The following is a 9,915-nucleotide window of genomic DNA, read 5'->3' on the forward strand; positions in this document are numbered from 1 at the left end:
GACACCCGCGACACCCGCGGCGGCCTGCGTGTGACCGATGTTGGACTTCACCGAACCGAGCCACAGGGGCCGGTCGGCGGGACGGTCCTGCCCGTAGGTCGTCAGGAGGGCCTGAGCCTCGATCGGGTCGCCCAGCTTCGTGCCCGTGCCGTGGGCCTCGACCGCGTCCACCTGCGCCGCGGAGAGCCGCGCGCTGGCGAGTGCCTGGCGGATGACGCGCTGCTGGGAGGGGCCGTTGGGGGCGGTCAGGCCGTTGGACGCCCCGTCCTGGTTCACGGCCGAGCCGCGGATCACCGCGAGGACGGGGTGGCCGTTGCGCCGCGCGTCCGAGAGGCGTTCCAGTACGAGCAGGCCTACGCCCTCGCCCCAGCCGGTGCCGTCGGCGGCGTCGGCGAAGGCCTTGACGCGACCGTCCGTGGCGAGGCCGCGCTGGCGGCTGAAGTCGATGAACACCCCGGGCGTCGACATCACGGTGACGCCGCCGGCGAGGGCGACCGGGCACTCGCCGTGCCGCAGCGCGTGCACCGCGAGGTGCATGGCGACCAGGGACGACGAGCAGGCGGTGTCGACGGTCAGCGCGGGGCCCTCGAAACCGAAGGTGTAGGAGAGCCGGCCGGAGATGACGCTCGCCGCGTTTCCGGTGCCGAGGAAGCCCTCGTAGCCCTCGGGCGCGCCGGTCAGGAGGCGGGCCAAATAGTCCTGTCCGTTGGTGCCGACGAACACGCCCGACCGGCTGCCGCGCAGCGTGTGCGGGTCGATGCCCGCCCGCTCGAAGGCCTCCCAGGAGGTTTCGAGGAGCAGCCGCTGCTGCGGGTCCATCGCGGCGGCCTCGCGGGGCGAAATGTTGAAGAACGCCGGGTCGAAGTCCGGTGCGTCGTGGACGAAGGCGCCCTCGCGGGTGTAGCAGGTCCCCTGCCGGTCGGGGTCGTCGTCGAAGAGTGCTTCCAGGTCCCAGCCGCGGTTGGCGGGGAACTCCGAGACGGCGTCCTCGCCGTCCCGCAGGAGCCGCCACAGGTCCTCCGGGGACCGCACACCGCCGGGGAACCGGCAGCTCATGCCGACGATCGCGATCGGCTCGACCTCGCGCTCCTCGGCCTCGCGCAGCTTGCCGCGCGCCTCCTGGAGGTCCACGGAGGCTCGGCGGAGGTAGTCGAGGTACTTCTCCTCGTTGGACATGTTCTGGGACCCTTCAGGTGAGTTCATCGGCTCAGTGCCTACCGAGTTGTTCGTCGAGCAGCGCGAGCGGCTCGTGCTCAGGAGTTGCCAAGTTGTTCGTCGAGCAGCGCGAGCAGCTCATCCGCCGACGCGGTACGCGCGTCCGTCTTGGACTCGGCGGGTTCTGGGCGGTTGTGCGTCTCGTCCCACATGGACAGCAGGGCGCGGAGTCGTTCCCCGACGGCCGCGCTCTGTTCGCCGTCGGGTGTGAGGAGGGACAGGGTGGATTCGAGTCGGTCCAGTTCGGCGTCGATGGTCGGGGTACCGCCTCCCGGCAGACCTTCCAGCACGTGCCCGGCCAGCGCGGACGGCGTGGGGAAGTCGAAGACGAGGGTGGCGGGCAGGCTCAGTCCAGTGGTGGCGTTGAGGAGGTTGCGGAACTCGACGGCGGTGAGCGAGTCGAAGCCCAACTCCTGGAAGGGGCGGCCGGGTTCGACCAGCTTGGTGCCCTCGTGTCCGAGGACGGCGGCGGCCTGCTCGCGCACCATGTCGAGGACGGCGCGTTCGCGCTCCTCCCCGGAGAGCGCGGTGAGCCTGGCCACCGTGTCGGCGGGCGCCGGTGCCTCGGCGGAGCCCTGGGCCTGGTGGACGCCGGGCAGGTCCTGGAGGAGCGGGCTGGGCCGCACCGAGGTGAAGGCCGGCGCGAACACGCTCCAGTCGACGTCGGCCACCAGCGCCGTCGGATCGCCCTGACGGACGGCCCGGTCCAGCGCGGCGACGGCCTGCTCGGGTTCGAGCGGGGCCAGGCCGCGGCGGCGCAGCTGTTCGCCGAGTTGCCCGTCGGCCATGCCGCCGCCGCCCCAGGGTCCCCACGCGACCGCGGTGGCGGGCAGCCCCGCGGCCACGCGCTGTTCGGCGAGTGCGTCGAGGAAGGCGTTGGCGGGCGCGTAGTTGCCCTGGGCCGCCGCGCCGAACGTGCCCGACACGGAGGAGAACATGACGAACGCCGAGAGGTCCAGGTCCCGGGTCAGCTCGTCGAGGTTGGCCGCGGCGACGGCCTTCGGCCGCAGTACGGCGTCGAGCCGCTCCGGGGTGAGTGCGGACAGTACGCCGTCGTCCAGGGTGCCCGCCGCGTGCACGACCGCGGTGAGCGGGAACTCCTCGGGGACGGACGCCAGCAGGTCCGCGAGGGCGTCGCGGTCGGCGACGTCACAGGCCGCGATGGTGACGCGGGCGCCCAGCGCGGTCAGCTCGGCGTGCAGTTCCTTCGCGCCGTCGGCCTCAAGGCCGCGCCTGCTGGTCAGAAGCAGGTGTTCGGCGCCCTTGGCCACCAGCCACTTGGCGACGTGCCCGCCGAGCGAGCCGGTGCCGCCGGTGACGAGGACGGTGCCGGTGGGGTTCCAGTCGCCGCCCGGGCGTGCCGAGGTCACCGGGGTGAGCCGTCGGCCGTACACCCCGCCGGCGCGGAGTGCGACCTGGTCCTCGCCCTGAGTTCCGGCCAGGATGCCCGCGAGGCGTGTGCCACCGCGTTCGTCCAGGGTGGCGGGCAGGTCGACGAGGCCGCCCCAGCGTTCGGGGTGTTCCAGTGCGACGACCCGGCCCAGTCCCCACACCATCGCCTGACCGGGGTCGGCCGGTGCGTCGGAGCCGCCGACGGCGACTCCCCCGCGCGTCGCGCACCACAGGGGGGCGGCGAGGCCGATGTCGCTGAGGGCCTGGACGAGGGCTAGGGTCGCGTACAGGCCGCCGGAGGGCAGTTCCGCGTCGAGTGCGAACAGGGAGAGCACGCCCGCGACGGGCTCGCCGGTCGTCATCCGGGCCGTCAGGGCCTCGCGGTCCACCGCTTCGCCGGTCCGTACGGGGACAACTCGCGCCCCGTGCCTGCCCAGTGCGGCCGTGACGGCTTCCTCGTCGGCGCCGTCCCTGCTGACCACGAGCCAGGTGCCCGTGAGCGCCGCGGCGGGTTCGCTCACCGGCTGCCAGGTGACGCGGTAGCGCAGGCCGTCGACCGCGGAGTTCGCGGCCTGTTCCCGCCGCCACGAGGAGAGGCGGGGCAGCACGGCGCCGATCGGGTCGTCGGGAGAGACGGCCAGTTCGTCCGCCAGCTCACCGAGGTCGCCGTCGGCCACGGCCGCCCAGAACCGCGCGTCGACGGCCCCGGAGACATCGCCCGCGGGGGTCTCGGCCAGGGTGGGCCAGAACCGCTGCCGCTGGAAGGCGTAGGTCGGCAGGTCGACGTGGCTGCCGCCGGCGGTCAGCGCGGTCCAGTCGACGCCGGCCCCGAGGACGTGCAGCCTGGCCGCGGCCGTCACCAGTTCGAGCACCTCCGACCGGTCGCCGCGCAGGGCGGGGACGAAGGCGGCGTCGGGCGCGCTCTCCTGGCCCAGCGCGGTGAGCACTCCGCGCGGCCCGATCTCCAGGAAGGCGTCCACGCCCTGTGCGCGCAGGGTGCCGACGGCGTCGGCGAACCGCACCGACTCCCGTACGTGCCGCACCCAGTACTCCGGGGAGGTGAGCTCCTCGGCGGTGGCGCGGGCGCCTGTCAGGGTGGACACGACGGGGATCTTCGGCGCCTCGTAGGAGACCTCTTCGAGCACGCGGCGGAAGTCGTCGAGCATCGGTTCCATGAGCGGTGAGTGGAAGGCGTGGCTGACGCGCAGCCGTGTCACCTTCCGTCCGCTCTCGCGCCGGCGTTCGGCGATGGCCTCGGCGTCGGCGGCGACACCGGAGATGACCACCGAGTTCGGGCCGTTCACCGCGGCGATGCCGACGGTGCCGGTCAGCTCCGGCAGGAGTTCGGCCTCGGTCGCCTGGACGGCGAACATCGCGCCGCCCTCGGGCAGTGCCTGCATCAGGCGGCCACGGCTCGCCACCACCGCGGCGGCGTCGGCCAGTGACCAGACGCCGGCCACGTGGGCCGCGGCCAGCTCGCCGATCGAGTGGCCCGCCAGCGTCTCGGGGCGCACGCCCCAGGACTCGAGCAGACGGAACAGTGCCACCTCGACCGCGAACAGCGCGGGCTGGGTCACCGCGGTCCGGTTCAGCGCCTCGGCGTCGTCACCGAACAGCAGGTCTCGCAGCGGCCGGTCGCAGTGGGCCTCCGGGTGTGCCTCCAGGTGGGGGTCCAGGTGAGCGCAGACCTCGTCGAGCGCGTCGGCGAACACCGGGAAGCGGTCGTACAGTTCGCGGCCCATCCCGAGCCGCTGCGCGCCTTGTCCGGAGAACAGGAACGCCGTCCGGTGCCCGGCCGCGACGCCGGAGACGAGGCCGTTCGCGGTCCGCCCCTCGGCGAGCGCGGTGAGGGCGGCGAGCATCGCGTCGCGGTCCGGGCCGACGACGACCGCCCGGTGGTCGAGGGCGGCCCGCGTGTCCGCGAGCGTGGCGGCGACGTCGAGCAGGTCCGCCTCCGGGTGCGACGTGAGGTGGGCACGCAGCCGTTCGGCCTGCGCCCGCAGCGCGTCGTCCCCGCGGGCCGAGACGAGCAGCGGCAGCACGGCCGGTTCCCGCTCGGGCTTTCTCATGGTCTTCCCTGCGGCCCGCTCGGTGGCCGGGGCCTGCTCGATGATGGCGTGCGCGTTGGTGCCGCTGAACCCGAAGGACGACACGGCGAACCTGCGCGGCCTGTCGGTCTCCGGCCAGGGGCGGGCCTCGGTGAGGAGTTCGATGTCCCCGGCCGACCAGTCGACCTGCGGGGTCGGCTCGGCGACGTGCAGGGTCTTCGGCAGCACACCGTGGTGCATCGCCATGACCATCTTGATGACGCCGCCGACTCCGGCCGCGCCCTGGGTGTGGCCGATGTTCGACTTCAGCGAGCCGAGCCAGAGCGGCTGGTCGGCGGGGCGGTCCTGGCCGTAGGTGGCGAGGAGCGCCTGCGCCTCGATCGGGTCGCCCAGCTTCGTGCCGGTGCCGTGCGCCTCCATGACGTCGACATCGGCCGACTCCAGGCCGGCGCTCGCCAGTGCCTGGCGGATGACGCGCTGCTGGGAGGGGCCGTTGGGGGCGGTCAGGCCGTTGGACGCGCCGTCCTGGTTCACCGCAGAGCCCCGCACGACGGCGAGCACGCGGTGCCCGTTCCGCCGGGCGTCGGAGAGCCGTTCGAGGACGAGCATGCCGACGCCCTCGCCCCAGCCGGTGCCGTCGGCGTCCGACGAGAACGGCCTGCACCGGCCGTCGGCGGACAGGCCGCGCTGCCGGCTGAAGTCCAGGAACGCGCCCGGCGTCGTCATCACCGCGACACCGCCGGCCAGCGCCATCGAGCACTCCCCCGACCGCACCGCCTGGACGGCCAGGTGCAGGGCCACCAGCGACGACGAGCACGCCGTGTCGACCGTCACCGCGGGGCCCTCCAGGCCGAACGTGTAGGACAGGCGGCCGGACGTGACGCTCGCCGCGTTGCCGGTACCGACGTATCCCTCGACGCTCTCCTCACTCGCCCCGAGCAGCGAGGCGTAGTCCTGGATGCTGGTGCCGGCGTAGACCCCGATGTCGCGCCCCCGCACCGAGTTCGGGTCGATCCCCGCCCGCTCGAACGCCTCCCACGTGGTCTCCAGGAGCAGCCGGTGCTGCGGGTCCATGGCCAGTGCCTCGCGGGGCGAGATGCCGAAGAACGCCGGGTCGAACAGGTCGGCGTCGTGCAGGAAGCCGCCCTCACGGGTGTAAGCGGTGCCCATGTGGTCGGGGTCCGGGTGGTAGATCGCGTCGAGGTCCCACCCGCGGTTCCCGGGGAACTCACTGATGGCGTCCGTGCCGTCCGAGACGAGGCGCCACAGGTCCTCGGGCGAGTTCACCCCGCCGGGATAGCGGCAGCTCATGCCGACGATCGCGATCGGCTCGTCCGCCACGGCGACGGTCTTGCGGCCGCGCGCCTCGGCCACGGGCTCGCCCGCGAGTTCGGCGACGAGGTGTGCGACGAGCGCGGCGGGCGTCGGGTAGTCGAAGACGAGCGTGGCGGGCAGGCGCAGTTCGGTGGCCGTGTTGAGCCGGTCGCGGAACTCGACGGCGGTCAGCGAGTCGAACCCGAGCTCCTTGAACGCGCGCTCCGGTACGACGGCCTGCGCCGAACCGTGGCCGAGCACCACGGCCACGTGGCCGAGCACCAGGTCCAGGAGGGTCTTCTCCCGCTCCGCCGCACTCAGCCCCGCGAGGGACCGCGCCAGCGCGGACGCGGCGGCCCCCGACTCCGCGGTCCTGCGCGCGGTGCCCCGCACCAGGCCGCGCAGGATGTGCGGTACGGGCTGGGAGCGCGCCTGGCGGTGCAGCACCGGCAGGTCCAGGGCGACCGGTACCAGCGCGGCACGCCCCGCGGTCCCCGCCGCGTCGAACAGGGCCAGGCCCTCGGCCGCCCCGAGCGGGGTGACACCGGTCCGGGTCATCGGCCGTACGCCGGCCTCGTCCCGGTCGGCCGCTGCCCCGTCCACCTCTGCCCGGGGACCCCACGCCAACGACGTGGCGGGCAGGCCGGCGGCGTGGCGGTGCTGGGCGAGAGCGTCGAGGAAGGCGGCGGCCGCCGCGCGATCGCCCCGCGCCGGGTCACCGAACGTGCCCGCCGCCGAGGAGAACAGCACGAAGGCGGACAGGTCCAGGTCGCGGGTCAGTTCGTGCAGGTGCCAGGCCGCGTCGGCCCGGGTCCTGAGCACGGTGCCGACGTCGGTCCGCTCGGCGGTCAGGGAGCCGGCCGCGTCGTCGTCTCGCACGTCCGCCGTGTGGACGACGGCGGAGATCCGGTGCTCGGCCAGATCGGCCTGCCCGGCCTGATCGGCCAGCCCAGCCTGATCGGCCAGCAGGTTCTTGAGGGCCTCGCGGTCGGCGACGTCGCACACGGCGTACGTCACCTCGGCGCCGAGCGCGGCGAGTTCGTCGCGCAGTTCCTCGTCACCGGTGCCCTCGGCCTCGTGGCCGCTCACCAGCAGCAGCCGCCGTACGCCGCGCTCCGCCACCAGGTGCCGGGCGAGGGTGCCGCCCAGCGGCCCCGCCGCGCCGGTGAGCAGCACGGTGCCCTCGCCGAAGCCGAAGCCCGGGCCGGACGCGGGGTCGGAGTGCGCGACCGAGCCGGAGCCGGGGGTGGCCGTCTCCGTCGCGGGTTGCCGCACCCTTGCCAGGCGCGGCACGCGTACGTCGCCACCACGCACCGCCATCTGCGGTTCACCCGTGGCCAGCGCGGACGGCAGTACGTCCAGCGACGCCGTCTCCTCGTCGAGGTCGACCAGCACGAACCGGTCGGGGCTCTCCGACTGGGCGGAGCGCAGCAGGCCCCAGACGGCGGCCTGGGCGAGGTTCGGCGCGTCTTCCTCAAGGGTGGCGGCCATCGCACCGTGGGTCACGATGACCAGGCGCGACGCGGCGTACCGCTCGTCGTCGGCGAGCCAGGTCCGGACCGCGTTCAGGGCCCAGTGTGCCGCTTCGTTCGCGGCGGTGACCGGGTCGGACGCGGTGCCGAGCGGGTCTGGCGCGGTGACCGGGCACGGCAGGACGGTGAAGTCGGGCAGTTCCGGCATGCCCGCCAGAGCCGCCAGGTCGGTCCACTCGACCGTCGGCACATCACCGTCCACCGGCGCGGCCGACACCCAGTCGACGCCGAACAGCGACTCCCGGTCCTGCCGCGACGGCTTCGCTGTCATGGGCCGCAGCACCAGCGAGTCGACCGTGGCCACCGGCGCACCGGAGCCGTCCGCGACGGTCAGCGCGACACCGTCGGCGCCGGTGGGCGCCAACCGCACTCGCAGCGCCGTGGCGCCCGAGGCGTGCAGCCGCACACCCGACCACGAGAACGGCAAGCCGCCGGAGTCGCCTTCGCCATCGGCCAGCCCGATCGCGTGCAAGGCCGCGTCGAGCAGCGCCGGGTGCAGAGCGAAGCCGTCCACTGATACCCCGTCCGGCAGCGCGACCTCGGCGAACACCTCTTCGCCCCTGCGCCAGGCCGACCGCAGCCCCTGGAACAGTGGCCCGTAACCGAAGCCGCCGACGGCCATGCGCTCGTAGAAGCCGTCCAGGTCCACGGCCTCCGCGCCCGCGGGCGGCCACGCGACCAGCGAAGTGCCACCGGAGCTCCCGCCCTCACGCAGCACACCGGTGGCGTGGCGGGTCCACGCGCGGCCGTCGTCGGTGTCACCCGCACTGGAGTGGAAGGTCAGCTCGCGCCGGCCGGAGGAGTCCTCGGCGCCGACCCACACCTGGACCCGCACCGAACCGTTCTCGGGCAGGACGAGCGGAGTCTCGAGCGTCAGCTCCTCGACCAGATCGCACCCGACCTGGTCACCCGCGCGCACCGCCAGCTCCACGAACGCGGCACCGGGCAGCAGCACCGCCCCCTGGACGAGGGAGTCGGCGAGCCACGGGTGGCTCTGGAGCGACAGTCGGCCGGTCAGCAGCACACCATCGGTGCCGCCCACCGTGACGGCCGCGCCGAGTAGCGGATGTTCCGCCGAGCCGAGCCCGACCGCCGAGACGTCACCCATCGCGGGCAGCACCTCGGGCCAGAAGCGCTCACGCTGGAAGGCGTACGTGGGCAGGTCCACGTGCCGGGTGCGGTGTCCGGCGAAGAACACCTCCCAGTCCACCCGGACGCCGCGCACGTGCAGTTGTCCCGCGGCGGTCGTCGCGGCCACGGCCTCCGGGCGGTCGCCGCGCAGCACCGGCACGAAGGCCGCGTCCGGCGCGGATTCCCGACCCAGCGCGGCCAGGGTGCCACCCGGGCCGACCTCGACGAACGTGCCCACACCCTCAGCGACCAAGGCGTCAACAGCGTCGGCGAAACGGACCGACTCACGCACGTGCCGCACCCAGTACTCGGGCGAGCCGAGTTCATCGGCGCTCGCGCGGACGCCGGTCAGCGTGGAGACGATCGGGATGGTGGGCGCCTCGTAGGACACCTCTTCAAGCACCCGGCGGAAGTCGTCGAGCATCGGCTCCATCAACGGGGAGTGGAAGGCGTGGCTTACGCGGAGCCGGGTCACCTTGCGGCCCGCCTCGCGCCACTTCTCCGCGACCGCGTCCACATCGGCGGCGACACCGGAGACAACCACCGAGGTCGGTCCGTTGACCGCCGCGATGCCGACCCTCTCCGACAGGTCCGGGGCGATCTCGGCCTCGGACGCCTGGATCGCCACCATCGCACCGCCTGCGGGCAGCGCCTGCATCAGCGCACCCCGCGCGGACACCACCCTGACGGCGTCGGCCAGCGACCAGACACCGGCGACGTGGGCCGCCGCCAGCTCGCCGATCGAGTGACCGGCAAGGACATCGGGGCGTATGCCCCACGATTCCAGGAGGCGGAACAGCGCCACCTCGATGGCGAACAGTGCGGGCTGGGTCACCCCGGTCTCGTTCAGGGCGTCGGCGTCCTCGCCGAACAGGACCTCACGCACGCGCGGGTCACACTCGTCCAGTACGGCGTCCAGGGCATCGGCGAACACTTCATGACGGTCGGCCAGTTCGCGGCCCATGCCCAGCCGCTGCGAACCCTGTCCCGAGAACAGGAAGGCCAGTCGGCCAGGCTCCCCGGCCGTCCCCGTGACCACTGCGCCGGTCGTCCGGCCCTCGGCCACGGCCTCCAACGCGGCCAGGAACTCCGCCCGCTCGTCGGCGACCACGACCGCACGGTGTTCGAGCAGCGCCCGCGAGGACACCAGCGCGCGGCCCACGTCCCCCACGGACAGCTCGGGAGTCGTGTCCGCGAAGGCCTTGAGTTGTGCGGCCTGTTCCCGCAGCGCCTCGGCGCTCCGCGCCGAAAGCACCCAGGGCACCAGGCCGTCGCCCACCGGC

General features: G+C 73.8%; 2 protein-coding genes. Both read right to left on the reverse strand.

What is annotated here, in order from left to right:
* Positions 1–1,203, reverse strand: a 1,203-nt coding sequence (locus IE226_RS42975) for a beta-ketoacyl synthase N-terminal-like domain-containing protein (RefSeq protein WP_373307123.1), incomplete at its 3' end; no start/stop codon positions are given.
* 50 nt (positions 1,204–1,253) lie between these two features.
* The coding region (locus IE226_RS42980; protein WP_190086981.1) for a type I polyketide synthase at positions 1,254–9,915 on the reverse strand (8,662 nt) is incomplete at its 5' end.

The sequence above is a fragment of the Streptomyces longisporoflavus genome (assembly GCF_014649775.1).
In the GTDB taxonomy this organism is placed as follows: Bacteria; Actinomycetota; Actinomycetes; order Streptomycetales; family Streptomycetaceae; genus Streptomyces; species Streptomyces longisporoflavus.